This window comes from Rhizobium sp. AG855 (assembly GCF_003610655.1).
GTDB classification, from domain to species: domain Bacteria; phylum Pseudomonadota; class Alphaproteobacteria; order Rhizobiales; family Rhizobiaceae; genus Allorhizobium; species Allorhizobium wuzhouense.
Genome location: NZ_RAQG01000003.1, coordinates 1,063,656 through 1,087,640, shown reverse-complemented (window position 1 = coordinate 1,087,640; position 23,985 = coordinate 1,063,656). Strand labels below are relative to the sequence as shown.

At 61.9% G+C, this 23,985-nt stretch carries 22 protein-coding genes; 11 read left to right on the top strand and 11 right to left on the bottom strand.

Translation table 11 applies throughout. The annotated features are described in order from the left end of the window. Positions 1-215 precede the first annotated feature (215 nt). Both DFO46_RS05310 and DFO46_RS05305 read right to left on the bottom strand, forming a co-directional pair. Positions 216-977, bottom strand: a complete 762-nt coding sequence (locus DFO46_RS05310; protein ID WP_120276588.1) for an N-acetylmuramoyl-L-alanine amidase — start codon at positions 975-977, stop codon at positions 216-218. Further along, the gene (locus DFO46_RS05305; RefSeq protein WP_110790794.1) at positions 974-1,711 is read right to left on the bottom strand and encodes a DnaJ family molecular chaperone; all 738 of its coding nucleotides are present in this window, start codon (positions 1,709-1,711) and stop codon (positions 974-976) included. Before DFO46_RS05305 ends, DFO46_RS05310 begins: the two co-directional genes overlap by 4 nt. Before the next feature lie 330 nt (positions 1,712-2,041). On the opposite strand from DFO46_RS05305, the gene DFO46_RS05300 reads away from it, so the two are divergent. From DFO46_RS05300 to DFO46_RS05290, 3 genes are all read left to right on the top strand, one after another. Then, positions 2,042-3,256, top strand: coding sequence for a pyrophosphate--fructose-6-phosphate 1-phosphotransferase (locus tag DFO46_RS05300; protein WP_110790795.1), 1,215 nt, complete (start codon positions 2,042-2,044; stop codon positions 3,254-3,256). A gap of 46 nt (positions 3,257-3,302) precedes the next feature. Next, positions 3,303-3,938 (top strand): LysE family translocator, encoded by a 636-nt coding sequence (locus DFO46_RS05295; RefSeq protein WP_120276587.1) that lies wholly within the window; start codon positions 3,303-3,305, stop codon positions 3,936-3,938. A gap of 159 nt (positions 3,939-4,097) precedes the next feature. Then, on the top strand, positions 4,098-5,021 hold the full coding sequence (locus DFO46_RS05290) for a lytic transglycosylase domain-containing protein (RefSeq protein WP_245422512.1): 924 nt from the start codon (positions 4,098-4,100) through the stop codon (positions 5,019-5,021). 11 nt (positions 5,022-5,032) lie between these two features. Here the strand turns inward: DFO46_RS05290 and DFO46_RS05285 are convergent, their stop codons facing one another. Then, positions 5,033-6,403 carry a serine hydrolase gene (locus tag DFO46_RS05285; protein ID WP_120276585.1) on the bottom strand — a complete coding sequence of 457 codons (1,371 nt, stop codon included), beginning with the start codon at positions 6,401-6,403 and terminating at the stop codon, positions 5,033-5,035. Positions 6,404-6,721: 318 nt separating this feature from the next. Here DFO46_RS05285 and DFO46_RS05280 point away from each other — a divergent pair, with 318 nt between their 5' ends. From DFO46_RS05280 to DFO46_RS05265, 4 genes are all read left to right on the top strand, one after another. After that, the gene (locus DFO46_RS05280; RefSeq protein ID WP_120276584.1) at positions 6,722-7,972 is read left to right on the top strand and encodes a DUF3419 family protein; all 1,251 of its coding nucleotides are present in this window, start codon (positions 6,722-6,724) and stop codon (positions 7,970-7,972) included. Then, complete coding sequence (locus DFO46_RS05275; RefSeq protein WP_120276583.1) at positions 7,969-8,631, top strand: methyltransferase; 663 nt, start codon at positions 7,969-7,971, stop codon at positions 8,629-8,631. The genes DFO46_RS05280 and DFO46_RS05275 overlap by 4 nt, the downstream gene beginning before the upstream one ends. A 147-nt stretch (positions 8,632-8,778) precedes the next feature. Further along, positions 8,779-9,558, top strand: coding sequence for a GH25 family lysozyme (locus DFO46_RS05270; RefSeq protein ID WP_120276582.1), 780 nt, complete (start codon positions 8,779-8,781; stop codon positions 9,556-9,558). Between the two features lie 168 nt (positions 9,559-9,726). After that, positions 9,727-10,875 (top strand): lytic murein transglycosylase, encoded by a 1,149-nt coding sequence (locus tag DFO46_RS05265; protein WP_245422600.1) that lies wholly within the window; start codon positions 9,727-9,729, stop codon positions 10,873-10,875. Between the two features lie 553 nt (positions 10,876-11,428). Here DFO46_RS05265 and metF read toward each other — a convergent pair. The 3 genes from metF to ettA form a co-directional block, all read right to left on the bottom strand. Further along, the gene (gene metF / locus DFO46_RS05260) at positions 11,429-12,337 is read right to left on the bottom strand and encodes a methylenetetrahydrofolate reductase [NAD(P)H] (RefSeq protein ID WP_120276580.1); all 909 of its coding nucleotides are present in this window, start codon (positions 12,335-12,337) and stop codon (positions 11,429-11,431) included. 1 nt (position 12,338) lies between these two features. Beyond that, a complete protein-coding gene (locus tag DFO46_RS05255; RefSeq protein WP_110791015.1) occupies positions 12,339-13,358 on the bottom strand; it encodes a metalloregulator ArsR/SmtB family transcription factor in 1,020 nt (339 codons plus the stop codon). A 166-nt stretch (positions 13,359-13,524) separates the two neighbouring features. Then, on the bottom strand, positions 13,525-15,174 hold the full coding sequence (ettA, locus tag DFO46_RS05250) for an energy-dependent translational throttle protein EttA (protein ID WP_120276579.1): 1,650 nt from the start codon (positions 15,172-15,174) through the stop codon (positions 13,525-13,527). A gap of 228 nt (positions 15,175-15,402) precedes the next feature. Between ettA and DFO46_RS05245 the strand changes: the two genes are divergently transcribed. The 3 genes from DFO46_RS05245 (at position 15,403) to DFO46_RS05235 (ending at position 19,328) form a co-directional block, all read left to right on the top strand. After that, the gene (locus DFO46_RS05245) at positions 15,403-16,329 is read left to right on the top strand and encodes an alpha/beta hydrolase (RefSeq protein ID WP_120276578.1); all 927 of its coding nucleotides are present in this window, start codon (positions 15,403-15,405) and stop codon (positions 16,327-16,329) included. A gap of 150 nt (positions 16,330-16,479) precedes the next feature. Beyond that, positions 16,480-17,679, top strand: a complete 1,200-nt coding sequence (locus DFO46_RS05240) for a CaiB/BaiF CoA-transferase family protein (RefSeq protein WP_120276577.1) — start codon at positions 16,480-16,482, stop codon at positions 17,677-17,679. After that, the gene (locus DFO46_RS05235; RefSeq protein ID WP_120276576.1) at positions 17,676-19,328 is read left to right on the top strand and encodes a thiamine pyrophosphate-binding protein; all 1,653 of its coding nucleotides are present in this window, start codon (positions 17,676-17,678) and stop codon (positions 19,326-19,328) included. Before DFO46_RS05240 ends, DFO46_RS05235 begins: the two co-directional genes overlap by 4 nt. Positions 19,329-19,403: 75 nt before the next feature. Here the strand turns inward: DFO46_RS05235 and DFO46_RS05230 are convergent, their stop codons facing one another. From DFO46_RS05230 to DFO46_RS05215, 4 genes are all read right to left on the bottom strand, one after another. After that, a complete protein-coding gene (locus tag DFO46_RS05230; RefSeq protein ID WP_110790809.1) occupies positions 19,404-19,745 on the bottom strand; it encodes a RidA family protein in 342 nt (113 codons plus the stop codon). Positions 19,746-19,826: 81 nt separating this feature from the next. Further along, positions 19,827-20,165: a TIGR01244 family sulfur transferase gene (locus DFO46_RS05225; RefSeq protein ID WP_120276575.1), complete on the bottom strand. Its 339-nt coding sequence runs from the start codon at positions 20,163-20,165 to the stop codon at positions 19,827-19,829. A gap of 85 nt (positions 20,166-20,250) precedes the next feature. After that, entirely contained in the window at positions 20,251-21,078 is an 828-nt protein-coding gene (locus DFO46_RS05220) for a DUF4432 family protein (RefSeq protein ID WP_120276574.1), read from the bottom strand. Beyond that, positions 21,075-21,557, bottom strand: a complete 483-nt coding sequence (locus DFO46_RS05215; RefSeq protein ID WP_245422511.1) for a MarR family transcriptional regulator — start codon at positions 21,555-21,557, stop codon at positions 21,075-21,077. Before DFO46_RS05215 ends, DFO46_RS05220 begins: the two co-directional genes overlap by 4 nt. A 195-nt stretch (positions 21,558-21,752) precedes the next feature. Between DFO46_RS05215 and DFO46_RS05210 the strand changes: the two genes are divergently transcribed. Then, positions 21,753-23,081, top strand: coding sequence for a L,D-transpeptidase (locus DFO46_RS05210; RefSeq protein WP_120276573.1), 1,329 nt, complete (start codon positions 21,753-21,755; stop codon positions 23,079-23,081). Positions 23,082-23,212: 131 nt separating this feature from the next. On the opposite strand, the gene DFO46_RS05205 is transcribed toward DFO46_RS05210, so the two are convergent. Beyond that, positions 23,213-23,932, bottom strand: coding sequence for a ParA family protein (locus DFO46_RS05205; RefSeq protein ID WP_110790813.1), 720 nt, complete (start codon positions 23,930-23,932; stop codon positions 23,213-23,215). Positions 23,933-23,985: the final 53 nt, after the last annotated feature.

Below are 23,985 nucleotides of genomic sequence, written 5' to 3'. Positions count from 1 at the left end.
CAAAGCGGACGCAATGCATGCGTCGCGAGCCCCTCGTGGGCTCCCCGTTTCAGACCTTCAGTGTTGATGTTTGCGACGGGCGCCGTGTGGAGCCGCCATCGCGTTCAGCCCGGCCTTTAGACCCCGGCAATAAGGAATTCGTGTGGCGTTGCAACATTTCCCGCCCCAGCGCGTTCCGACAAGCCCCTCCTGCGGGCGCAAACGGCACCCGGTAATCAGGCGTATCGCGGCAAGGCCGTCAGCAACCGATGAAGGGTCTCGATGGTCGAACTGTCGGCCACGCCGTCAACCTTGGCGGGTCGGAAATGACGCTGGAAGGCAGCGACCACGCCCTCGGTCTGCGTGCAGTATTCGCCCGAGATCTCAATGCCATAACCATAAAGCGACAGCATCGATTGCAGCGCTTCGACCGGTTGACCGGCATCGCCACGCTGGAAGAAGCGTCCGCCACCGATCGGCGACGCTGGAACCCAGTGCCCGATGCCCGCCGCAGCAAGTTTTCCCCAAGGGAAATTTTCACCCGGATCAACCTTGCGAATGGGCGCCACATCGGAGTGTGCAAGCACGCGTTCTGCGGGGATCTGGTGGCGTTCGACGCAATCGCGACACAATTCGATCAGTGCTTCGACCTGCCGATCCGGAAAATCCGGCAGTCCGCCGGGATGCCCCGGATTGGCGATCTCAATTCCGATCGAGCGGGAATTGATGTCGGTCTCGCCGCCCCACACACTCTTGCCGGCATGCCAGGCGCGCCGCGCCTCCGGCACCATCTGCACCACGCGGCCGTCCTCATGCACGAGATAATGGCTGGAGACCTGGCTCTCGACATTGCAGAGCCACGCCTGCGCACCCTCGGCAGATGGCATTCCGGTGTAATGCAGAAGGAGAATGTCGGGCCGCTCGACACCGACCCGCTCGCCGTGATTGGGCGATGGGCAAACCTCGGCACCGGCAAAATCCGCGATAAACGACGTCATGCCGCCCGGCGCGCCTTTTCGATCGCCGAATAGGCGGCATTGAACTTCGCCATGCGATGATTGGCGACGCTGTGAAACTCGGTCGGGATCCCGCGCGCATGCAACCGGTCAGGGTGATGTTCGGCGGCAAGCGCACGATACTTCTTGCGGATGGTCGCAAAATCGTCCGATGGCTTCACGCCGAGCACGCCGTAGGGATCCCCGTCGACATGGATGTGCCGTTCGGTGATCATCGCGAAACGCTCTTCGGAAATCGAGAAGATCTCGGCGATGCGGGCAAGGAAGGCGAGTTCCTTCTCGTGCACCAGACCGTCGGCCTTGGCGATGTGGAACAGCGCATCGATGATGTCTTCCAAGACCGGGCAGAACTGGTCGCAGGTCCGGCACATATTCGCGAGGTTTTTCGCATAGGTCTCGAAACCGGCCACGTCCTGGCGGGCAAGATTGTAGAGACGCGCCACGTTGCGGGCTTCCTCAGGCGGGAACTCGAAGATCTTGCGAAAGGCTTCGACCTCGGCATTCGAGACGACGCCGTCTGCCTTCGCCATCTTCGCCGACAACGCGATGATGGCCACAGAGAAGGACACACGACGGCGGGTTTCGGGATCGCCTTCGAAGGCGGTGCGCACCGCTTCCACGATGCTCCCGATCACATTGCTGGCCGTCTCACCGATCGCGCCCAGCAAACGGTCCCAAAACGACGATATCTGTTCGCAGGCGAAATCGAAAATCATGACTGAGATTGACCAAATATGGGGGTAAAAAGCAAGGAGATCGGCCCATTCAACGGGATTAAAGTTTCTTCATGTTGAATTGGTTTTGCTGAAAGCGATAAGTCGCATGGTTGCCCACGCACGCCCGCCCGCTTTTCCACAGCTGCAGAAATCCGCAAGTTCGGGATTGAAACGATTGAAACCGAAATTCCGCATGGATGCCTATCAAGAAACGGCGAAAGCGCGGAAATCCTTGCATTTTCTGCTTTACACCTTGACACGGCTGTCGCATCCATTTGCCACCCGACAGTGTTGATGGCGACGTCCGGGACGTCTGCCCAAGGAGGATCGATGGCCAAGCAGAAAGTCGCGATGTTGACCGCCGGGGGGCTTGCACCCTGTCTCTCCTCCGCCGTCGGCGGATTGATCGAGCGCTACACCGACATCGCCCCTGAGGTCGAACTGGTCGCCTACAAGTCCGGCTTCCGCGGCCTGCTGATGGATTACAAGATCGAGATCACCAAGGACATGCGCGAGAAGGCCCATGTCCTCCACCGCTATGGCGGCTCCCCGATCGGCAACAGCCGCGTCAAGCTCACCAACACGGCGGACTGCGTGAAGCGTGGCCTGGTGAAGGAAGGCGAGAACCCCTTGCGGGTGGCAGCCGAGCGGCTGGCCGCAGACGGCATCACCATTCTCCATACGATCGGCGGCGACGACACCAACACCACCGCGGCCGACCTCGCCGCTTATCTCGGCGCCAACGGCTACAACCTGACGGTCGTCGGCATGCCCAAGACCGTCGACAACGACGTCTACCCGATCAAGCAGACGCTCGGCGCCTGGACGGCGGCAGAAGTCGGTGCCCGTTTCTTCGACCACGTCTCCAACGAGCAGAGCGCCTCGCCGCGCACGCTTGTGATCCACGAGGTCATGGGACGCCATTGCGGCTGGCTGACCGCCGCGACCGCCCGTGCCTATATGCAGCGCACGAAGCACAACGAATATGTCGACGGCTTCATGATGAATCAGGAACTGAAGAACATCGACGGCCTCTATCTGCCCGAAACGCATTTCGACATGGAGGGTGAAGCCGCGCGGCTGAAGGACATCATGGACCGCACTGGCTTCGTCACGCTCTTTGTCTCGGAAGGCGCCTGCATGGACGAGATCGTCGCAGAGCGTGAAGCCGCCGGCGAAGAGATCAAGCGCGATGCCTTCGGCCATGTGAAGCTGGACACCATCAATGTCGGCAACTGGTTCCAGAAGCACTTCGCCAAGCTGCTCGATGCCGATCGCTCAATGGTCCAGAAATCAGGCTATTACGCGCGCTCGGCACCGGCCAATTACGACGATCTTCGTCTGATCCAGAGCATGGTCGACCTCGCTGTCGAAAGCGGCCTGAACAAGGTATCCGGCGTCACCGGCCACGACGAAGACCAGGGTGGTCGTCTGCGCACGATCGAGTTCCCGCGCATTCGCGGCGGCAAACCCTTCGACCTCTCGACACCGTGGTTCAAGGAAGTGATGGACTATCTCGGCCAGAAGTATCGTCCGATCAATTGACCTGGGCTCAGAAAACTGGCTTCCTCTAGAATGAGGAGTGAATGCCATGTCCGATGCAAGCTGGATTGTTTTCGCCGTCGCCTCTGCGGCGCTGTTGGCCGTGCCCGGCCGGTCGGCGCTGCTGGTCATGGCCTATGCGCTGGGACACGGCAAGAAGACGGCTTTCGCCACGGTGACCGGCGTCACCCTGGGCAACATGATGTCAATCGCAGTGGCGCTCTCGGCGCTCTGGTTGCTTCTTCAGATGCCGCCCGTCACCTATGAGTATGCCGCATGGTTCGGCAGCGCCTATATCGTCTATGTCGCCATCCGGACCTGGCGCGCGCCGGTGGCCGGCGGCCTGATTGCAGACAACGACAATCTGCCGGAAGAAAAGCCACTGCGAGTCATCGCCCATTGCTGCAGCGAAACGGTGCGCAACACCCGCAACACGCTGTTTCTTGTCGCATTGCTGCCGCAATTCATGACAGCCGGCCAGGTCATGTGGTCGCAAGCTTGGGAATTTGCCGCGACCTTCACAGCACTCTCGGTCGCGACCTCGCTGGCCTATGCGCTTGCAGCCGCCAAGATACGGGAAATCCTGAGGAAACACCCCAAGCGCCGGGGCATTACGCGCGCCAGCGGTACCCTGTTGATCTCCGCCGGCACGGTCACTGCGGGCTACCGGAAGATCGCGGCATGAGCCTCTGCGGAGGTCATCTCGACCGTAAGCTTGCCGCAATGCTGGGCTTAGATTAAGAAACGGAAATCTGATCGGCGGTGATTTGGCCAGCTGATCGCCTGCTTCTTGTAGACGGATATTGGCATGATCGTCAGAAAAGACCGCGGAATCGCATTGTGCTTGGCAGTTTCCGTACTGTCCGGACTCGGCGGATGCACCGCGATCGATGAAAGCGTGAAGGCGGATGTGAAGACGGCGCCGGTGGCGAATCCGAACTCCCCGGAAATGCTTGCCGCAAAGGCTGCTGAAGCGGCAACAAGTGGTCAGCCACAGGTTGCGGGCCAGGCCCCGATGACCCAGGCAGAACTGGCAGCCGCCAACCCCGGCCCCGCGCCGATCATCCCCGGTACAGAGACGGCGGCCCCCATCCCGGCCCTGAAGGCATCCGCACTGTCGGCCACGGCGCCGCAAACTGCGGCAACCCAGGCTCTGGCCATGGTAACCACGCCGCCAGGCATTCCCGCCCCGGAGACGCTGACAGCTGCAGCGGCACCAATCCAGGCAACTGTCGCTCCGCCCGGAAGCACCCCCGCCGTGGCGCAACCCGGCGCGACGGCAAGCACTGCCTCCCCTGCCCCCGTCGTGCTCGCCTATGCGGCACCTTTGCGCAGAACGGCCCTGACCAGTTTCGGCGACCCCTTCGACATTTCGCCCCCCGGTGAGCCTGAAGATCTGAAGCCGACACCTGAAACGGTCGGTCCGACACGTCTCAACGCGCTGATCAAGAAATATTCGAAAATTTACGAGATCCCTGAGGAGCTCGTGCATCGGGTCGTGCGTCGCGAAAGCCGCTACAATCCGTCCGCCTACAGCAAGGGCAATTACGGCCTGATGCAGATCCGCTACAACACGGCCAAGGCCATGGGTTACGATGGCCCGGCGGAAGGCCTGTTCGATGCGGAAACCAATATCAAATATGCCGTCAAATACCTGAAGGGCGCCTGGCTCGTGGCAGACACCGATCACGACAATGCCGTTCGCCTTTACGCCCGTGGCTATTATTACGACGCCAAGCGCCGCGGTCTACTGCACCTGACGCAGTAACCTCGACACGTTTATCGCAAGGCCTCGCGAACCGCAGCCAACAGTCGCTGCGGCCGATAGCCGCCACGGCTCGGCGTCAGCCCCATGCGGACCACCACGAGATTTTCGGAAGGGATGATGGCGACGGATTGCCCGTCATGGCCGAGCATCCACAGCACCTCCGTATCGAGGCCAAAACGTGTATCCGCATCGTCGCCGGGCCCCTGTCGCCATGCCTGTGCGCGACCATACGCGCCGTCTGAGGCGGACGTCCGCGTCATCATGCGGGCGATGAAGTCTGCGGGCACCACGACTTGCCCCTCCCATAAGCCACCCTGGGCTAGCAGAAGCCCGAAGCGGGCCCAGTCCCGCGCCGTCGCATAAAGATACGAACTTCCGACCAGTGTTCCCCGGGCATCCGCCTCCAGAACGGCACTCCGCATTCCGATCGGGTCGAACAGGGCCTTCCGGGGATAGGCGAGTGCAGCCTTCTGGTCGGAAAACTGCGACATCCACCACCGCGCGATCAAGACGCTCTCGCCCGAGGAGTAGTTGAAACGCGTGCCATGTTCCGCGGTCGCTGGCAGAGAACGCATATAAGCCGCCATATCCGGCTGCAGGTAGAGCATGCGCGTGACGTCGGCAACGTCGCCGTAGTCTTCATTGAAATCGAGCCCGCTCTGCATGGCCAAGAGGTCCGACAATCGGATATGCGCACGATCGTCGCCGGCCCAATCGGAAAACAGGTGGTCGGCATCAAGGTCGATGTTTTGCTCAGCAGCCACCTTGGCGGCCAGCACGCCATTGACGCTTTTGGTCATGGACCAGCCAAGAAGCGGGGTCTGCGCGTTGAAACCGGCGCCGTAGCTCTCGCCGACAATCCGTCCGTCCTTCACGACGACGACGGCCCGGTAAGAGGGGCCAAGGAGCGCCTGATCCTGCAGGATGGCGGCCAGACGCGTGTCTGCAGCCTCCACCCGCTCCCCCTGTGGCCAAGACATGGTGTCGACGGCTGGCTCGGCTTCCGAGACCGGCCCGAAAATCGCCTGTGCGGCCACGATATCGCCGTCCGGCACCGATGCACAACCCAGGCCTTCGCGATAGACGGCAACGGATGGCGCAATCACGCCGGCCAGCCGCGCCTCGACCAATCGCCTGTCCATGTCGACGTCGATACCGACCAGTTTCAGCAGGGGATGCCCCGGCGCCTGGACATCGTCTGCCAGCACATCGTCCGCATCGCGTCCGGCCAGGAAGACATTGGAGCAGACGATCTTCGCGGCGTATCCCGTCCCCACGCGCAGCAGGTCTGGTGGCGCCAGCCACAGCCAGGCGCACACGCCGATCAGCAAGACGGCAAACAGCACGCCGAGGGCGGCAACGAGTTTCGACAGGAGACGCATGTTTTCCTCCGCAGTTGGCGGCCATGCAATCAGGAAATCATGACGGGAGAAAGAGCGTGAACAACGATGCCCACATCTGTGCACGCGGAAGGAACGGCGAGTGCAATATCCGAAGGCCCCGGCCTTCGGCGCACGAATCAGCGTAACGGCGCCTGGGCCGGCCAGGAGGCCTCTGACTGACTATCGGGCCTTGGGCGGCCGTCTGGGCGCCCCTTTCAAGACAATGATGCGCCGCCCCGGCGCGTTCCTGCCCCACGTCATCAAACTGTAGCACCGGGCCGCTACACGCCAACAACCCTCAAGTGAAGGCGGATCGACATGACAGAGATTGCACCGGATGCCGGGTTTCACCAGAACAAGAAGCTGAAGGATGCGCTGCTTCAGCACGCCCCTCTCTCGGCCGCAGGCCTCTCGGAGCGGCTGTTCGGGCTGCTTTTCTCGGGCCTCGTCTACGCGCAGATCTGGGAAGATCCGGAAGTCGACATGGAGGCTATGGCACTCTCCGAGAACCATCGCATCGTCACCATCGGGTCCGGGGGATGCAACATGCTGGCTTATCTGAGCCGCCGCCCTGCCTCCATCGATGTGGTCGACCTCAACCCCAACCACGTCGCCCTCAACCGCCTCAAGCTGACCGCCTTCCGCCACCTGCCGGATCACGCCGCTGTCCTCAGCTTCCTCGGTACCGCAGGCGACCGCGGCAATCTCGCGCTCTTCGACCGCCACATCGCGCCGCATCTTGATGAAACCTCGCACCGCTACTGGCAGCAGCGCGGTCTCACTGGCCGCCGGCGCGTCAGCGTTTTCACCCGCAATATCTACCGCACAGGCCTGCTCGGCCGTTTCATCACCATCGGTCACCTCCTCGCCCGCGCCCATGGTGTGAGGCTCGAAGAAATGGTCGAGACGAAGTCGCTGCGTGAACAGCGCCACGTCTTCGATACACGCATCGCACCGCTCTTCGACCGCCCCTTCGTCCGCTGGCTGACCGCACGCAAGAGCTCGCTCTTTGGCCTAGGCATCCCACCACAGCAATATGACGAGCTTGCTGGCCTGTCCGAGGAAGGCACGATCGCACCGATCCTGCGCCACCGGCTGGAGAAACTCGCCTGCTATTTCCCGCTGAAGGACAATCCCTTCGCCTGGCAGGCATTCGCCCGCCGCTATCCGCGGCCCGAAGAGGGCCGGATGCCCACCTATCTGCAGCCGCAGCATCACGAACGCATCCGCGACTGTAGCTATAGGGTGACGGTCCACCATGCCGGCTTTACCGAGCTTCTGATGGCGAAGCCGGCTGGGACTGTCGACCGTTTCGTCCTGCTCGACGCCCAGGACTGGATGACGCCGCGCCAGCTGAACGAACTCTGGACCGAGATCACCCGCACCGCTGCCCCCGGCGCGCGGGTCATTTTCCGCACGGCAGCCGAAGTCAGCGTGCTCAACGGAAAGCTCTCCGACAGCCTGCTGGAACAGTGGTCCTATCTGGCGGATCAGTCTGCGGCCCTCGACAAGCGCGACCGCTCGGCCATCTATGGCGGCTTCCACATCTACGAGAAGCGCCCTGCATGAGCGCCGACCAGAGCACGGCCCTCGATCAGCCCGGCCATGCCGAACGTATGGACGCGATGTACCGTTATCAGCGGCACATCTACGACCTCACCCGCAAATATTACCTGCTCGGACGAGACCGGATGATCGCGGGTCTCGATATGCCCAAAGGGGGCACTCTGCTTGAAATCGGCTGCGGCACGGGTCGCAACCTGCTCCTGGCCCGCCGCCACTATCCCACGGCGCTTCTGCACGGCCTCGACATCTCGGCGGAAATGCTGGTCTCTGCCAGGCACAATTTCCGCAAGGAGAGCGATCAACCGCTGCTCCGCGTCGCAGACGCCACCCGCTTCTCTCCCGAAGACTTCGGCACGAGCGGCTTCGACCGGGTGATGATCTCCTACGCCCTGTCGATGATCCCCGACTGGCAGGCCGCAATCGACCGCGCAATCACAGCACTCGCTCCATCAGGCTCTCTGCACATCGTCGATTTCGGCCAGCAGGAACGCCTTCCCCGCCTGGCACAACTGGGCCTTCAAGCCTGGCTCGCCCGCTTCCACGTCACCCCGCGGGCCGACCTGCGGGACGTGCTGGAGGACAGGGCCTCCGAAACCGGAACCCGGCTGACCTTCGAGCCTCTGTGGCGCGGCTATGCCTGGCACGCCGTGCTCTCGCGCTAAGACTAGCCCCGTCACCGAAATCGCTGCTTCAGATGGATTGCATGTAACCCCGTTTTAACCATGATGGGTGGACAAGGAGTCTCGACGCATCGGACCGCACGCACCGTCTGTCCGGGCACAGGATTCAATCTGACCCATGGATATCAGATGCGGTGGCTTTCGACGGCATTTCTGCCCCTCTGCCTGTTCTTTGCCGGCTGCACCTCGGGCAGTTATGACCTGATGGAGACGGCCTCCGTCTCGCCGCGTTTCCACGACACCGATCCGCAGGATTTTGGCGGAAAGACACCGCACCGCCATCAGGTGCACGGCATCGACGTCTCCAAGTGGAACGGCGACGTCGACTGGCGGCAGGTCAAGCGCTCCGGCGTCTCCTTCGTCTTCATCAAGGCGACGGAAGGAGGCGACCGTCTCGACCCGCGCTTCAACGAATACTGGCAGGGCGCCCGCGCGGCCGGCCTCGCTTACGCGCCCTACCATTTCTACTATTTCTGCTCGACCGCAGACCAACAGGCCGACTGGTTCATCGCCAACGTCCCGCGTGAGGCGATCCAGCTGCCGCCGGTGCTTGATGCCGAATGGAACCCCTCCTCCAAGACCTGCCGCACGCGGCCGGATTCAGCGACCGTCCGCAGCGAGATGAAGCGCTTCATGGACAGGCTTGAGGCCTATTATGGCAAGCGGCCGATCATCTATACGTCGGTCGATTTCCATCGCGACAATCTGACTGGCGCTTTCGACGACTATCACTTCTGGGTCCGCGCCGTCGCCCAGCATCCGAGCGAGATCTATTCCGAGCGCCGCTGGGCCTTCTGGCAATACACGTCCACAGGCGTGATCCCCGGCATCAAGGGCGATACCGACATCAACGTCTTTGCCGGCACGCAGAAGAACTGGCACAATTGGGTCGCCGCGGTCTCGAAATGATAAACCTGCCTGCCGATACATGACGCAAAGGCAGTCAGAGAGCTACGTTTGCTGCGGAAACGCCACAGAACCGTCGTCATGTCCGTCCAGTGTTGCCGCGACCTCCCCAAGGCATATTCAAAGGACCGATTGATGAAGCTCGCCCCCCGTCTCAGCCTCCCCCTCGTCATGTTGCTCGCCTCGACCAGCCTCTCTTTCGCCCAGCAATGCGGCGGCGACCTCGGCGCTTTCCTTGACGGCGTTCGCCAGGAATCCATCGCAGCCGGCACCCCGGCAGACGTCGTGGAGAAAGCGCTCGCCGGTGCGCAGATCAACGAAAAGGTGCTGTCACGCGACCGCTCGCAGGGTGTTTTCCGTCAGACCTTCCTTGAATTCTCCCAGCGCACGGTCTCTCAGGCCCGCCTCGATATCGGCCGACAGAAGCTGAAGCAGTTTGCCGACACCTTCGCCCGCGCCGAACAGGAATACGGCGTCCCCTCTGGCGTCATCACCGCCTTCTGGGCGATGGAAACCGATTTCGGCGCCGTTCAGGGCGACTTCAACACGCGTGATGCGCTGGTCACTCTCTCGCATGACTGCCGTCGCCCGGAACTCTTCCGTCCCCAGCTTCTGGCACTGATCAAGATGGTCCAGCATGCCGACCTTGACCCCGCGACCAATACCGGCGCCTGGGCCGGTGAAATCGGCCAGGTGCAGATGCTGCCCAAGGACATCATCGAGTTCGGAGTCGATGGCGATGGCGACGGGCATATCAACGTCAAGACGAGCAGCCCGGACGCCATCCTGACGGCCGCGAAGTTCATCCAGCATCTCGGCTTCAAGCGCGGCGAACCCTGGATCCAGGAAGTCACCATTCCGGACAACCTGCCCTTCGACAAATCAGGCCTCGGCGGAACCATGACGGCAGCGGACTGGTTCAAGCTGGGCGTCGTGCCGCGGGACGGAGACACCGCGTTTGCCGCCCTGCCCGCTTCGCTCGTCCTGCCGCAAGGCCGCAAGGGCCCGGCCTTCATCACCTACCCCAATTTCAACATCTACCTCGAATGGAACCAGTCCTTCATCTACACGACCTCGGCGGCCTATTTCGCCACCCGTCTCTCCGGCGCCCCGCCCTACCAGAAGGGCAATCCGGAGCCAGGCCTCAGCGTCGACGAGATGAAGGTTCTCCAGACCAAACTTCAGGGTCTTGGCTATGACGTCGGAAAGATCGACGGCATTCTCGGCTCGGGCACGCGCGTCGCCATCCAGAAGGAGCAACAGCGCCTCGGCCTGCCGGCCGATGGATGGGCCACGTCAGCACTCTTGAACGCCCTCTGAACGCATCAGCGCCGAGCGCTCCTATGTTATGCCGGCCGGGGCTGTTGCTCCGGCCTTTTTTTTTGCAGTGCGAATGGTTCCGTCGGCGGAACCTTCAGAAGAAGAACCGCCGGAATTGCGACACCCAGATCGCCAGTTCGCGCCATGAAACGACGCCAACCCTCACCGTAATTAACCTCCATTAATATTTGGGGAGAGGTCCGGAACTCCCTGATATCTGGAGTGTTTTACAAACAGCCATGACCTTATCCACCGATCTATGCGGCAGCGCAGCACAGATTCCGCTTTTCGCTGACACAAATCGGACATAATATCTAACGGTCAACGCAAGGAGGCACACAATGGGACTGACCAATTCGCTTAATGTCCTTATCGTCGGTGCGGCGTTTGTTTTCATAGCCACGATGCTGTTCATCTGATCACAGATCAGGCGAACCACCCGCCATGAGACGGCCGGCTGAGGCCTCTCCAGCAGAAATGCTTCAACCATTCAAAAAAGGCGCGTGACAGGAACCGTCACGCGCCTTTCTCTTTGGCCTCAAGCACACTCTCTTCAGGCAGCAGCGCCCGACAGACTGCTCGACTGTGCGCCCAAACCCAGGCGAGTCAGCGTTGCGACGGTGAGCGGGGCGCGGTTCATGGTGTAGAGATGGAATTCCGCAATGCCGCGCTTGGCAAGGTCGGCGATCTGCTCGGCCGCGATATCGGCCGCAACCTCGGCCCGTGCCTGCGCGTCGCCCTCCGTGCCTTCGAAACGTCGATCCAGACGCTCCGGCACGCTTGCGCCGCACATCGAGGCAAAACGCTTGAGTTGGCTCAGGTTCTGGATCGGCATGATGCCGGGTACGATCGGAATGGTGATGCCGGCCGCGCGCACGCGGTTCAGATAGCGTTCGAACGTGTCGTTGTCGAAGAAGAACTGGGTCAGCGCCCGCGTTGCCCCGGCATCGACCTTGCGCTTCAGCATCTCGATATCGGCCGCCTCGTCCTGACTTTCAGGATGTTTTTCCGGATAGGCTGACACGGAAACCTCGAAATCGCCCATCTCGCGCAGACCGCGCACGAGGTCGGCCGCATTTTCGAAGCCCCCCGGATGCGGCTCATACCGCGTACCGACGCCTCCCTGCGGATCACCGCGCAGAGCCACGAAATGGCGCACGCCGAGCGCCTTGAACTCGTCCACCACCAGGCGAACCTCCTCGCGGGTTGCCGCGACGCAGGTGAGATGCGCGGCCGTCGCAAGCGGCGTCTGGGCGATCAGACGGCCGACCGTCGAGAGCGTCGGTTCCCGTGTCGTACCGCCGGCGCCATAGGTCACCGAAACGAAGTCCGGCTGGAAAGGCTGAAGCGCCTCGACGGTCTGCCAGAGCTGGTCGGCCATATCAGGCGACTTCGGCGGAAAGAACTCGAAAGATACCTTCAACTTGGAAGGCTGGCTGGTGGCGCGTTCGTTCTGGGCCATCTTATCGGCTCCCCGTCAGGACAAGAGGTTCGGAATGAGGCTGTGCCGCAGTCGCATTTTCGCGTCTGGCCAGCCAGATTGTCACGGTAAGCCCGCGCCCGGCCGCACTCTGCGGCGGCAGGTCGACGACATTCTCGACCGACAAGCCCTGTCGCGCCAGCCACTCCGCCATGACGGCATGGGAGAAGCCGAGACGAAGATGGGCGTGCTCGTTGCGCAGATAGTCGAGTTCGTGTGGCGCGAGGTCGATGATCGCCAGACGCCCACCGGGTCGCAGCATGCGCGCGGCCTCAGCAAGCGCCAGTTCCGGCTCTTCAAGGAAATGCAACACCTGATGCACCGTGACGAGATCGTAGTCGCTCGCATCGAGCGGCAGATTGAGAATATCGCCGTGGCGCACGGTCGCCGACAGCACGCCCGCTTTGTCCAGGTTCGAGCGGGCGACAGACAGCATGTCGCGGCTCGCATCCACCCCGACCGCACGCCGATACCGATCGGACAGCAATTGCAGAATGCGCCCGGTGCCGGTGCCGAGGTCGAGCAGTGCCTCCACCGGTTCTTCGCCGATGACACCGAGCAAAGCCGCCTCGACATCGGCATCGTTCACGTGCAGACGGCGCAACTCATCCCATTCAGACGCATTGCGGCTGAAATATTCCTGCGCCTTCTCCGCGCGGGCACGCTTGACCGACGCAAGCCGGTCCCGGTCGCGCACGAGCACGGGGTCTGCCTCGTCGGTGACATCGAGCAGCGTGCGGATCAGCGTCGAAGCGGATCCTTCCTGCTTCAGGCGGAAATAGGCCCAGGCGCCCTCCTGATAGCGGTCTATCAGTTCGGCCTCGGCAAGCAGCTTCAGATGACGCGAGATGCGGGGCTGTGACTGGCCAAGAATTTCGGTAAGATCGGTGACGGTAAGATCTCCCGCCGCCAACAGCGCCAGAAGACGGAGGCGGGTCGGTTCTCCCGCCGCCTTCAGCAGATCCACCAGAGTGTCGACACCAAATTGCATGCGAAGCCCCAATGACGAAAATGACATAAAGATATGTTTATGTGATTATCGAAATTGAGGCAAGCGCAAATATTGCTGCCGCTCGTCACCAAATTGCTGGAGCGTCCGCCCAAAAAAAAGGGACCGGCGCTAGCGCCGATCCCCGTTCGAATTCAAGGCGAAACGCTTTCTTTGGCGCTCAGCGTGTCAGGCGCTTGTACGACTGGCTGCCCGGATTGAGCGCATCCGGACCCAGACGGCGGATCTTGTCCTGTTCGTAGTCCTCGAAGTTACCCTCGAACCACTCGACATGTCCGTTGCCTTCGAAGGCGAGGATATGCGTCGCCAGACGGTCGAGGAACATGCGATCGTGGCTGATGATGATCGCGCAGCCGGCAAAGGCTTCGAGCGCGCTTTCAAGCGCCCCCAGCGTTTCCGTATCGAGGTCGTTCGTCGGTTCGTCGAGCAGCAGCACGTTGCCGCCGGCCTTCAGCATCTTGGCGAGGTGCACGCGGTTGCGCTGACCACCGGAGAGGTTGCCGACCTTCTGCTGCTGGTCACCGCCCTTGAAATTGAAGGCGCCGCAGTAAGCGCGGGAATTCATGTCGAACTTGCCGAGCTTGATGATTTCGGCACCACCGGAGATTTCCTCCCAGACGGTCTTGTTGCCATCCAGCGCATCACGGCTCTGGTCGACATAACCGAGATGAACGGTATCGCCGATGCGGATCGAACCGGCGTCAGGCGTTTCCTGACCGGTGATCATCTTGAACAGCGTCGACTTACCCGCGCCGTTGGGGCCGATGATGCCGACGATGCCACCCGGCGGCAGCTTGATCGACAGATCGTTGATCAGGGTACGCCCTTCGAAGCCCTTGGTGATGCCTTCGAGCTCGATGACCACCTGGCCGAGCCGCTCGGAGACCGGAATGATGATCTGCGCATCGCCGGGGCGGATGTTTTCTGCGGCATCCACGAGCTGTTCATAGGCCTTGATACGCGCCTTCGACTTGGCCTGGCGGGCCTTGGGGCTGGATGCGATCCACTCCTGTTCACGCGACAGAGCCTTCTGGCGGCCGGCTTCGTCACGGGCTTCCTGCTGCATGCGCTTGGCCTTGGCCTGCAGGTAAGCGGAATAGTTGCCTTCGTAGGGAATGCCACGGCCGCGGTCGAGCTCGAGAATCCAGCCGGTGACGTTGTCGAGGAAGTAGCGATCGTGGGTGATCATCATCACGGCGCCCGGATAGTCACGCAGGTGCTTTTCCAGCCAGGCGATCGTCTCGGCATCGAGATGGTTGGTCGGTTCGTCGAGCAGCAGCAGGTCCGGCTGCGACAGCAGCAGGCGGCAGAGCGCGATTCGGCGGCGTTCACCACCCGACAGCACAGTGACGTCGGAATCCTTCGGCGGGCAACGCAGCGCTTCCATCGCCATCTCGACCTGCTGTTCCAGGTCCCAGAGGTTCTGGCTGTCGATGATATCCTGAAGCTTCGCGCCCTCTTCCGCCGTCTCGTCGGAATAGTTCATCATCAGTTCGTTGTAACGGTCGAGCACGGCCTGCTTGTCGGCCACGCCCTCCATGACGTTCTCGAAGGCATTCTTCGACGGATCGAGATGCGGCTCCTGTTCCAGGTAACCAACCGTCGCACCGTCCGCCAGCCAAGCTTCTCCGGTATACTCCTTGTCCTTGCCGGCGATGATGCGCAGCACGGTGGACTTACCCGCACCGTTCGGACCGAGAATACCGATCTTGGCATCCGGGTAGAAAGACAGGTTGACGTTCTCAAGGATCTTCTTGGCGCCGTAGGACTTGTTCAGTCCCGACATGTGATAGATGAACTGGCGTGCCATGGGGAAATTGCTCCGGCGGCTGATGGGGGTTTGCACGCTATCTAGGCGAATTGCCCGGTCGGGGCAATGCGGCCCACAAAAAAGTGCCGAGAAATAACGGTGATCTCTGAGACCGCAGCCTTGGAGCAGCCGCCTTATCATCGCGCACGCCCCCCTCCACAAGCGAGAACTCCAGGATATTGCGCATCAGTGGGAAATACGCTCCTATCGCCCGACTGGGAGAACCGAATGTTTTCAAATCTGAATTTTCATCAATCGCCGACCGGCGCGCGCCTCGCCTATCACCATCTGGCCGCAGCGGGGACGCCGCGTGGGATCGTGGTGGTCTGCCACGGACTTGCCGAACACGCGCGCCGGTATGCCGCCTTTGCGGAAGCACTGTCCAAACGCGGCTACCACGTCTACGCACACGACCATCGCGGCCATGGCGAGACCACCGCGCCGGATGCGAGCCTCGGCCGCTATGCTGCCCGCGACGGCGTCACCAAGGTGATCGCGGATGTGCGTGCCATGCGCGATCACGCCGTCGGCAGACATCCCGGCCTCCCGGTCACCCTGTTTGGTCATTCCATGGGCGGACTGATCGCGCTGAATACAGCCTCGACACACCCGCAGGCCTTTCAGGCACTCTCCGTCTGGAACTCCAATTTCAATCCCGGCCCTGCCGGCCGCGTTGCCCAGGCCGTGCTTGCTGTCGAAAAAATGCTGAAAGGCTCCGACGTGCCCTCCGCCATCCTTCCCCAGGCCACATTCGGCGCCTGGGGCAAATCCATCCCCGGTCATCGCACACTGTTCGACTGGCTGTCGCGCGATCCGGCGGAGGTGGACGCCTACATTGCCGACCCTCTCTGCGGCTTCGACGCCAGCGTCTCGATGTGGCAGGATATCTTTCGCATGACATTCGCTGGCGCCTCTAAGGAACGCCTCGCTCTCTTGCCCAAGGGCCTGCCCGTTTATCTCGTCGGCGGTGGGCAGGATCCGGCCACCAACAAGGGCCGTGAGATCCGCTGGCTCGGCCGGCGTATGATGGATGCTGGCATGACCCAGGTGACCACGACCATCTATGACGAGATGCGCCATGAGACCCTGAATGAAATCGGCCGTGAGCGGGCCGTCGCGGATTTCCTCGCCTGGCTCGACCGTTTCACCGCATGACGCCATCCAGGCTTGTCAAAACGGAATGATCCCATGAGAGAAAATCAAGTGCGAAGGCCATGATCCGGCGCTAAGACGGTCTGTATCGCAGGAAAACTCATGACAGCCGGCAAATTGGGTCGAGGTGTCGCCCTGCGCAGAGGAAGCAGCATGACTGACAGCCCGTCCGCCCCGCCACCGCTATCAGGCATCCGCGTGATCGAACTTGCCCGCGTGCTGGCCGGTCCCTGGGCAGGCCAGATGCTTGCCGATCTCGGCGCTGATGTGATCAAGGTGGAGAACCCCGAAGGTGGCGACGACACCCGCGCCTGGGGACCTCCCTTCGTCGAGGGCGCCGATGGCGAAAACCTGTCGGCTGCCTATTACCATTCGACCAACCGCAACAAGCGCTCCATCGCCATTGATCTGAAGACGCCGGAAGGCCAGGAAACCGTTCGCCGCCTCTGCGCCTCAGCTGACGTCGTCATCGAGAACTTCAAGCGCGGCGGTCTCGAAAAATACGGTCTCGACTATGAGAGCCTGAAGGCGATCAACCCCAAGCTCGTCTACTGCTCGATCACCGGCTTCGGCCAGAACGGCCCCTATGCCGATTTTGCCGGCTACGACTATATCGTCCAGGGCATGTCCGGCTTCATGTCGATTACAGGCGAAAAGGACGGCGAGCCGATGAAGGCGGGTGTTGCCATCGCCGACATCTTTACCGGCATTTATGCCGTCACCGCCATCCAGGCAGCCCTGATCCACGTCATGAAAACAGGCCAAGGCCAGTTCGTCGACATGGCCCTGCTCGACGTCATGTCGGCGGTTCTTGCCAACCAGAACATGAACTACCTGATCTCCGGCAAACCGCCGACCCGGCTTGGCAACGCCCATCCGAACATCAGCCCCTATGAAGTGGTGCCGACAGCAGATGGCCACCTGATCCTTGCCGTCGGCAATGACGGTCAGTTCAAGCGCCTCTGCACCATCCTCGGCATCCCCACTATCGCCGAGGACGAGCGTTTTGCCACCAACAAGGCCCGTGTCGCCAACAAGGTCGAGGTCCGCCGCATCGTCACCGCAGAAACAGAGAAGTGGCAGAAGCGCGATCTGCTCTCGGCCTGTGAAGCCAATGCCGTGCCGGCGGGACCGATCAACTCGATCGAGGAAATGTTCGCCGACCCGCAGGTCCAGGCACGCGGCCTGAAGATCGAGCTGACCGACGACAAGGGCACCGTGATCCCAGGAGTTCGCACGCCGATCGTGCTCTCCGAGACACCCCTGCGCTACGAGCGCCCGAGCCCGCGCATCGGCGAGCATGGCGAAGACATTCTGGCCGAACTGGCCGAGCTGGAAAGGAAGACGAAATGAAGAGAACCGGCGGCGAACTGATCGTTGAGGCCCTGAAGGCAAACGGCGTCGAACGTGTCTCGTGCGTCCCCGGCGAAAGCTATCTCGCCGTGCTCGATGCGCTGAAGGACAGCGGCATCGAGACCCTGGTCTGCCGCCAGGAAGGAGGGGCCGCGATGATGGCCGACACCTGGGGTCGCCTGACGGGCAAGCCCGGCATCTGCATGGTGACCCGTGGTCCGGGCGCCACGAACGCCTCCGCCGGTCTGCATGTCGCCAGACAGGATTCGATCCCGATGATCCTCTTCATCGGCCAGATCGGCCGCGACATGAAGGAGCGCGAAGCGTTCCAGGAAGTCGAATACCGCCGCGCCTTCACGGAATTTGCCAAATGGGTCGGCGAGATCGATGACGCCCGCCGCATCCCGGAATTCGTCACCCGCGCCTTTGCGGTTGCCACATCAGGCCGCCCAGGCCCGGTTGTGCTGACGCTGCCGGAAGACATGCTGCTGGACGAGGTCGACGCCCCGGAAGCGAAGCCCTACACACCCGTCGAGGCCCATCCCGGTCCGAGCCAGATTGCCGCCCTCGGCGAGATGTTGAAGATTGCCAAGCGCCCGATGGTCGTTCTCGGCGGCACCCGCTGGAGCGAGACTTCGGTCGCCGGCATCCAGGCCTTTGCCGAAAAGTTCAAGCTGCCGGTCGGCTGCTCCTTCCGCCGCCAGATGCTCTTCGATCACCTGCATCCATCCTACGCTGGCGATGTCGGCATCGGGATCAATCCGGCGCTGGCTAGGGAAGTGAAGGAAACCGACCTGCTGATCCTGCTCGGCGGTCGCTTCTCCGAAATGCCGTCCTCGTCCTACACCCTGATGGACATCCCCTACCCGGCGCAAAAGCTGGTTCACATACATCCTGACCCGTCCGAACTCGGCCGCGTCTACCGCGCCGATCTCGCCATCTGTGCAGCGCCCGAAGAATTCGTCTCCGCCCTCGCCACGCTTGAGGCGCAGGATGCCCCCGCCTGGGCCGAGCGCACTGAGACCATGCACGCCGCCTATCTCGCCTGGTCGACGCCGCCCAAGGCAGGTCCGGGCGCCGTGCAAATGGGCCCGGTCATGGAGTGGATCGAAGCCAATACGCCGAAGGACGCAATCTTCACCAATGGCGCCGGCAACTACGCCACCTGGCTGCATCGCTTCCATCGCTTCCAGGCCTTCAACACCCAGGCTGCCCCGACCTCCGGCTCCATGGGCTACGGCCTGCCGGCAGCCGTCGCTGCCAAGCAGCTGTTCCCTGAGCGTGAAGTCATCTGCTTTGCTGGTGACGGCTGCTTCATGATGCATGGCCAGGAATTCGCGACCGCCATCCGTTACAACCTGCCGATCATCACGCTCGTCATCAACAATGGCATGTATGGCACGATCCGCATGCACCAGGAGCGCGAATATCCAGGCCGCGTCAGCGCCACGGATCTCACCAATCCCGATTTCGCAGCTTTGGCCAAGGCCTATGGCGGCCACGGCGAAACCGTCGAAAAGACCGAAGACTTCGCTCCGGCCTTCCTGCGCGCCCGCGCATCTGGAAAGCCCGCGATCATCGAGATCAAGCTCGATCCGGAAGCGATCACGCCGACGCGCACCTTGACTCAAATTCGCAACAAGGCCTGACAGGCCATTGACCAGAAACGAGAAAAGGCCGGGATCACTCCCGGCCTTTTCCTGTTCTGGGACGTCTCTCAGAAATCAGATCGCCGCCGTGACGATGAACTCGACCTTGTAGTCCGGGGTCGCGAGAGCAGCTTCCGACGTGGCGCGAGCCGGCGGGTTGGCAGGATCAATCCAGCCTTCCCAGACGGCGTTCATTTCGCCGAAGGTCGACATGTCGGAGAGGTAGATGATCGTCTGCAGGATCTTCGACTTGTCAGAACCGGCAGCGGCCAGCAGGCGGTCGACTTCGGCCAGCGCCGACTTCGACTGTTCGGTCACGGACGTGCCTTCGCCGACCTGACCGGCCAGATAGACGGTGTTGCCGTGGACGACGGCGCCGCTCATGCGCTTGCCGGGCTCGATACGCTTGATGCTCATGGGAAAACTCCTGCTTGAGGCTGGTTTGAAAAACAAACGGGCCGGACGCGACGGTCCGGCCACGGTGGTGGAAAAGGGATCTCAGCCGCGCTGGCGCAGTGCGTGCTCATAGGTCGCGGTGGAACGAGCACCCGAGCGGCAATAGCCGAGCATCGGCTTGTCGAAGTCTTCGAGCGCATCGACCATGGCGGCCACCGCATCCGGCGTTACGCCCATCGGGCCAACGGGCACATGCTTGATCTTGAGGCCCAGTTCTTCCGCGCGCTTGGCAACGGCTGCGAATTCTGGCTGGCCGAATTCCTCGCCGTCAGGGCGGTGGCAGACGATCGACTTGAAGCCGAGCGCCTTGATCTGATCGACCTCGTCGACCGTGATCTGGCCGCTGACCGAATATTCCTCGTTGATCTGCCGGATGTTCATCGGGGCACCTCGTCAATTTCTTGGGGTCAAACATCTACGACGGGCATCCCCAAGCGTCAATCTCGCAGGTCCCTGCGTTCCACGTTCAGATGAAGGAAAAGGCAAGCCCGTAGTCGCGGCTCTTTCCGGGCTGCAAGATGTTGAACTCGCCAGCGGCCTCCAGTTCCGCGCGGCTCACCCAGCGATGCGACACCGGCTCGATGCCGAGCACATGCGCTGGCGCCTTCTGGTTTCGCCACACTTGCAGGTAAGGCAGCGTATCCGTGCGGAACCGCACCTTCAAGCGCTTGCCGCCGATCGCCGTCATCGGCCCAAGCCGCAGCTCGGCCCAGCCGCCATGGCCGGCGGGAACGCAGAAGATGCTGCCGTCCCCCTCGCCGAAGGCCCAGGGCATGGAGCTGCCCTCCAGCATCGCGCCTTCAAGCGCAGTGCCTTCGTCGAAATGCCTGGCGCCCAGATTGATGTGGTACATCAGGAAAACCGGGATGGACGTATCGCTGGTGTTGACCACCCGATCGGCCAAATGGACCTCACCGCTCTCACCTTTGATCCGCCACTGCCGATGCAGCTCCGCCGTCCCGCCATCCGCCAGATTCACGGGGACAATGGCAGAGGCTAGCAGATCGACACCCTCGGACGAAAAGGCAAGCGCCTCGGCCGGGTGGGCGGAAAATGAACCATGCAGGGGATAGTGCCGCTTGCTATCCGCCATCGGTTGCGGATGGCGGATATGGTCCGGTCCGCAGGTGAAGAGGAAACCTTCGAGCGAATGGTCGATGCGGGGATCGCCGTCATCCGGGATGGCACGCCCCGGCGCCACATCCACGCCGTCGACGATGCAGGACCCGATATCGAAGACGGAGCTTGGATCGAGAGCAAGGTATGGTCCGCGCGGACCACGAAAAGAGATCATGTAATGGTTTCCTCGACGGACGGTGCCGCGATCTGAAAAAGTCCGGCAGCCGCCATATGTTCGAGACCGACCAGGCCGCTGTCGAGCGACGAGAGATAGGCGATGTTGACCGACTGCTCAAGCCAGCCTTGGAAGGCTTGTGCCGAGCGCTCCAGCCGATCGAAGCGCTGGAGCCCCTCATCCGAGAGCGACAACAGCTCGAAGCGGCGATCGGCTCGATCGCGCTTGCGCAGCACATATCCCCGATCTTCCAGCACTTTCACCGCACGGCTGATCTTGGTTTTCGATAGACCCGACTGCAGCGAAATCGACTTCGCGGTGATGGGCGACTGCTCGCCCAGCGACCACAGGACCTGCCATTCGGACCAGGACAATTCGTCGTCCGGTCCACAATACTGCGTGAACGCCGTATCGAATCGCTCCGCAACCCGGATAAGTCGGTAAGGTAGAAAGGAATCCAGTCTCAGTCGGTCCTGCATCGTTCCCCCTCGGATACCGCATTGACCCCGGAACCCGGTGCCGATTGAACGGTTCTCCCCCTGCCCCCACAGCAAGTTAATCTAATATTCATTATGAATTCACCTTTTCCACATTAGTGTCAAATTTGTCGCGTTTGTCGCCCGCAGAGACGAGGAAACCGCACCGTGCACGACATCAGGAAATCAGGCTTGCTCATGGTGGCTCTTGCCGCCACGTCGCTGGCGACTACAGGCGCCTCATGGGCGCAATCCGTCTACGACTACCGCAAGTCCCAGACCCTTCTCGTGTCGCCGGAAGGCGACATCCTCGACTACATTCCGGAGACGGGTGATGTGGTGATCAGCCGCGACCGCATGGGCCGCACGGTGCTGATCGACCGCTTCGGCAATCTGGTTGCGACGGAAATTCCGGCGGAGAGCTATTATCCGCCGCAAAATGCTGGACGCCATCGCGACCTGCCCGGGGTCTACGACCCCTATCGCAACGACCCGCCACCGCAACCACGCGGCTGGGATGACGATGTCACGACCGCATCCATTCCGGACGCCCTGCCCAGCGACGGCCAGCCATTAGACGGCTCTCCCTCCGATATGCCCTATGGCGGCCCGGACATGGCTCCACCGACGGACAATGCACCCGCACGAACCGTAACCCCCGAAATCCCGGTCAAGAGCAATCTGTCGCGCCTGGAGATCACCGCCCTGCAGGTCTTCCTCGACCGCGAGGGCGTCTCCCCCGGCGTGATCGACGGCAAGATGGGGCAGAACGTCAACAAGGCCATCGTCGCCTGGCAGACGATGACCGGCGAGACGCTCGATCCGAACAATGCCGAGGATATTCTCGAGCGCCTGCGCCTCTCCGGTGGCCTGGCGATCAACAGCTACACGATCACGGCTGGCGATGCCGCAGGCCCCTATGTCGCCTCGATCCCGGAAGACTACGCCCACAAGGCGCAACTGCCGGCCATGGCCTATACCTCGACGGCCGAGATGCTGGCTGAAAAATTCCACATGGACGAAGGCTATCTGCGCGAACTCAACCCGGGTGTCGACTTCAGCATTCCCGGCACCATCATCAAGGTGATCGAGCCCGGCCCGCCGAAGACCGGCAGCGTGACCCGAATCGTCGCCGACAAGGCGCTGAAGCAGGTCTTCGCCTATGGCGCTGACGGCAATCTGGTTGCCGCCTACCCGGCCAGCATCGGCTCGACCGACACGCCCTCTCCGTCGGGCACGGTGACGATCGAGCGCATCGCGCTTAATCCGGGCTACACCTACAACCCGAAGGTCAACTTCCAGCAGGGCGCCAACGACAAGATCCTGCAGATCCCGCCGGGTCCCAACGGCCCGGTCGGCACGGTCTGGCTGGCGCTGTCGAAGCCGACCTATGGCATCCACGGCACGCCCGAACCCTCCAAGATCGGCCGCACCCAGAGCCATGGCTGTATCCGCCTGACCAATTGGGACGCAACGGAACTCGCCAAGATGGTGAAACCTGGCGTGACGGTCGAATTTGTCGACTGACACACAGACCTCAGCGAACCCTGAACAAAAGCCGCGAGCATCTCACTCGCGGCTTTTCCGTTGGTGCGACGCGTATAAAAAAACCGCCAGCATCGCCGGCGGTTGAGAGTTGGTGCTTTCGGGAGGAAAGTTCAGGCGGCGCTGCGCACCAGGCGGAACAAACGGCGCGGCTGGGCGGAGCGGATGATCTTGACCGGCAGGAGGCGCATGACCTCGTTGGCGAAGGCCTTGGCATTCTCCTGGGCCTTGTCGAGATTGCTGATCTTCGCTGCATCCATCGAATACAGCGTGCCACCACAGTCGAAGATTTCGCGGAAAGCGCTGCGTTCGGCAATCGGCGTGTTGACGACATTGACGCCGCGAGCGGCAAGCAAGCCCTTGATGGTCAGCAGCGCCCGCGTCGTCACCATGGAGGTAACGCGGGTCAGCACAACCGAATGCGGAATGACAAGATTGCCGGCGTCTTCCATCATCTTGATCAGGTCGAGGATCTGCGCACCGCCCTTGGCGTCCATCGCACAGCCCTGCACGGGGATCATGACATGGTCGGACAGGCCGACGGCCGTCGTCACCATGGCATCGCGGGCACCGGCGAGATCCATGATGATATAGTCATTGGTCCGCGACAACTCGCGGATATGGCCCTGAACGGACGCAACCGAAACCTCCGAGACCACCTCGATATTGTGCTGCGGACCGGACAGCTCGAACCATTGGGTGATCCAGCGCTGCGGGTCGGCATCGAGAATCGCGACGCGATAGCCTTGATGCGCAAGCTCCGTGGCGAGCAGGAGTGCTGCAGTGGTCTTGCCGGCACCGCCCTTGGCATTGGCGAATGAAATGACTGGCATGCGTGTTCCTCAAGGGCTCTGTTCCGAGCGCTTCATCGCTCTGGGGCAACCCT

Bases quoted from the DNA above. Each gene is read 5' to 3' on its own strand.
- DFO46_RS05265 (WP_245422600.1), top strand. From the start codon at position 9,727: ATGTTGCTCGCCTCGACCAGCCTCTCTTTCGCCCAGCAATGCGGCGGC.
- DFO46_RS05225 (WP_120276575.1), bottom strand. From the start codon at position 20,165: ATGAACATCCGGCAGATCAACGAGGAATATTCGGTCAGCGGCCAGATC.
- DFO46_RS05300 (WP_110790795.1), top strand. From the start codon at position 2,042: ATGGCCAAGCAGAAAGTCGCGATGTTGACCGCCGGGGGGCTTGCACCC.
- DFO46_RS05215 (WP_245422511.1), bottom strand. From the start codon at position 21,557: ATGCAGGACCGACTGAGACTGGATTCCTTTCTACCTTACCGACTTATC.
- DFO46_RS05305 (WP_110790794.1), bottom strand. From the start codon at position 1,711: ATGATTTTCGATTTCGCCTGCGAACAGATATCGTCGTTTTGGGACCGT.
- DFO46_RS05210 (WP_120276573.1), top strand. From the start codon at position 21,753: ATGGTGGCTCTTGCCGCCACGTCGCTGGCGACTACAGGCGCCTCATGG.
- DFO46_RS05205 (WP_110790813.1), bottom strand. From the start codon at position 23,932: ATGCCAGTCATTTCATTCGCCAATGCCAAGGGCGGTGCCGGCAAGACC.
- DFO46_RS05240 (WP_120276577.1), top strand. From the start codon at position 16,480: ATGACTGACAGCCCGTCCGCCCCGCCACCGCTATCAGGCATCCGCGTG.
- DFO46_RS05230 (WP_110790809.1), bottom strand. From the start codon at position 19,745: ATGAGCATCAAGCGTATCGAGCCCGGCAAGCGCATGAGCGGCGCCGTC.
- DFO46_RS05235 (WP_120276576.1), top strand. From the start codon at position 17,676: ATGAAGAGAACCGGCGGCGAACTGATCGTTGAGGCCCTGAAGGCAAAC.
- DFO46_RS05295 (WP_120276587.1), top strand. From the start codon at position 3,303: ATGTCCGATGCAAGCTGGATTGTTTTCGCCGTCGCCTCTGCGGCGCTG.
- DFO46_RS05285 (WP_120276585.1), bottom strand. From the start codon at position 6,403: ATGCGTCTCCTGTCGAAACTCGTTGCCGCCCTCGGCGTGCTGTTTGCC.
- DFO46_RS05280 (WP_120276584.1), top strand. From the start codon at position 6,722: ATGACAGAGATTGCACCGGATGCCGGGTTTCACCAGAACAAGAAGCTG.
- DFO46_RS05310 (WP_120276588.1), bottom strand. From the start codon at position 977: ATGACGTCGTTTATCGCGGATTTTGCCGGTGCCGAGGTTTGCCCATCG.
- metF (WP_120276580.1), bottom strand. From the start codon at position 12,337: ATGGCCCAGAACGAACGCGCCACCAGCCAGCCTTCCAAGTTGAAGGTA.
- ettA (WP_120276579.1), bottom strand. From the start codon at position 15,174: ATGGCACGCCAGTTCATCTATCACATGTCGGGACTGAACAAGTCCTAC.
- DFO46_RS05270 (WP_120276582.1), top strand. From the start codon at position 8,779: ATGCGGTGGCTTTCGACGGCATTTCTGCCCCTCTGCCTGTTCTTTGCC.
- DFO46_RS05275 (WP_120276583.1), top strand. From the start codon at position 7,969: ATGAGCGCCGACCAGAGCACGGCCCTCGATCAGCCCGGCCATGCCGAA.
- DFO46_RS05220 (WP_120276574.1), bottom strand. From the start codon at position 21,078: ATGATCTCTTTTCGTGGTCCGCGCGGACCATACCTTGCTCTCGATCCA.
- DFO46_RS05245 (WP_120276578.1), top strand. From the start codon at position 15,403: ATGTTTTCAAATCTGAATTTTCATCAATCGCCGACCGGCGCGCGCCTC.